Here is a 1,956-nt window from a genome sequence, read left to right as displayed (position 1 = left end):
TGGCAGTGCGCGCCTAGCCAAGTTAGGCACAACTTACTGATGCAAGTTCAGTCGGGGTAGGGGCCAAGCCGCCCCGTAGCTAGCAGGCAGACGTCGGAGAAATCCGGCGGCTGAAGCCCTGTGAAAAATCGCGCTCTGCGCGATGAAGCAAATCTGCAGGCCGTAATGAAAATGAATCCTACCGCATCGTGAAAGTGAACCCGAAGGGGACAAGAGGGAGCCGAGCCACGACTGCCACGGCGAAGGCCATGGAACGCGCGAAGATCTTGGAATGCAGCGCAGAAGAACCCTCCGGTGTAAAGGGATCGGCATGTAGAGACAGTTGTGTCTGGAACTAGGGAGACCCTCCCCCGCACGAAGTTTTACTTTTTCGTAACGAGCAAACCTATAAGCCCCAAAGGTGAAATGGCCAGCTGCGGGAAGGGAGTCGGAGGGGGCCATACTACCAATGATCCGGCGGACAACATAACCCCGGGGAGGGAAGGGCGCCGAAAGGCAATACCCCACTTCGTTCACGGGATATCAAGGAGGTAAGAGCAAGTGAATGCCGAATACACGGCTAACGCCACCAATGAAAACGCTCGACAACTCCAAAATACCCTCTATCTTGCGGCTAAGGAAAACCCCAAGCGTAAGTTTCATGCACTGTACGACAAAGTATTCCGGAAAGATATCCTGCTAGAAGCATGGGCAAGAGTGAAAACAAATCGCGGCAGTGCCGGCATTGATGGACAAACGATCCAATTCATCGTTCGAGAGATTGGCGAAGAACCCTTCATCGAAGAGATCAGAGAACAGCTTATGAATGGGGAATACCGTCCGTCTCCGGTCAAACGAAAAGAGATTCCGAAGCCGGACGGAAAGACACGTCCCTTGGGTATTCCAACAATCCGTGACCGGACTGTTCAGATGGCAACTAAACTGGTGATCGAGGGTATATTCGAAGCGGATTTCAAGGATTGCTCTTATGGATTTCGCCCTAAGCGGTCGGCTCATCAGGCTATTAAGAGCATCAGGGAAAGCATCAATTGGGGTGTCGTCAACTGGGTGGTCGACGTAGATATTACAGGCTACTTCGATAATATCTCCCACAGTAAACTGATGAAACTGGTCGAAGAACGCATCTGCGACAGGCGTATTCTAAAGTTAATTAGACAGTGGCTTGAGGCAGGTGTAATGAAGGATGGCGTATGGCACAAAACGGAGATCGGCAGCCCACAAGGCGGTGTGATCTCGCCGCTTCTGGCCAACATCTATCTCAATTATCTCGATACGATATGGGAAAAACGGTTTTCTCATCTGGGAAAGCTGGTAAGGTATGCCGACGATCTTGTCATTCTGTGCCGATACAAACCGCAGGCGCTCGAAGCGATTCGTACCCTTAAAGCGATCTTTGGGAAACTGGAATTGACCATGAACACGTCCAAATCAAAGCTAGTATGTCTTTGGAAGAACCAGGACGGGTTCGACTTTCTTGGCTTTCATCATCGGAAGATGCCTTACCTCCACAAAAACGGGACAAAGTATCGACTGCGAAGCTTTCCATCGAAGAAAGCAATGAAGAAGATGCGCAATCGTGTGAAGGATGAAACGGCAGCCAGAGGCAGATTAAACTGGCCGTTAAAGCTAATGGTCGAGCTGCTGAATCCTATGATCCAAGGATGGCGTAATTTCTACGCTCATCTGGATGTGGATCGAAGTATGGCAAACCGGTTCCTTTCAAAAGTAGACTGGTATATCCTGAGGAGATTAAGACTGTTCTGGAATAACAAACACAGGAAGCGCAAGCAGAATTGGTCAGGGATACATTTTCTGCTTCAACGTACAGGACTGAAAACATTATGCACATGGAAAAACCGTACTGCCCTAGATGAAGAACGTCGGAAAGCCGTATGCGGGAAAACTGCACGTACGGTTTGATGAGAAGGGGCTGGATCCCCAGCTCTTTACTCTACT

General features: G+C 49.9%; 1 protein-coding gene. It reads left to right on the top strand.

The annotated features are described in order from the left end of the window. The first annotated feature begins 540 nt into the window (after window positions 1-540). Window positions 541-1,920, top strand: coding sequence for a group II intron reverse transcriptase/maturase (gene ltrA / locus DFP97_RS30285; RefSeq protein WP_114384364.1), 1,380 nt, complete (start codon window positions 541-543; stop codon window positions 1,918-1,920). Window positions 1,921-1,956: the final 36 nt, after the last annotated feature.

Source organism: Paenibacillus prosopidis (genome assembly GCF_003337375.1).
In the GTDB taxonomy this organism is placed as follows: domain Bacteria; phylum Bacillota; class Bacilli; order Paenibacillales; family Paenibacillaceae; genus Pristimantibacillus; species Pristimantibacillus prosopidis.
This window is presented reverse-complemented; position numbering and strand designations above follow the sequence as displayed.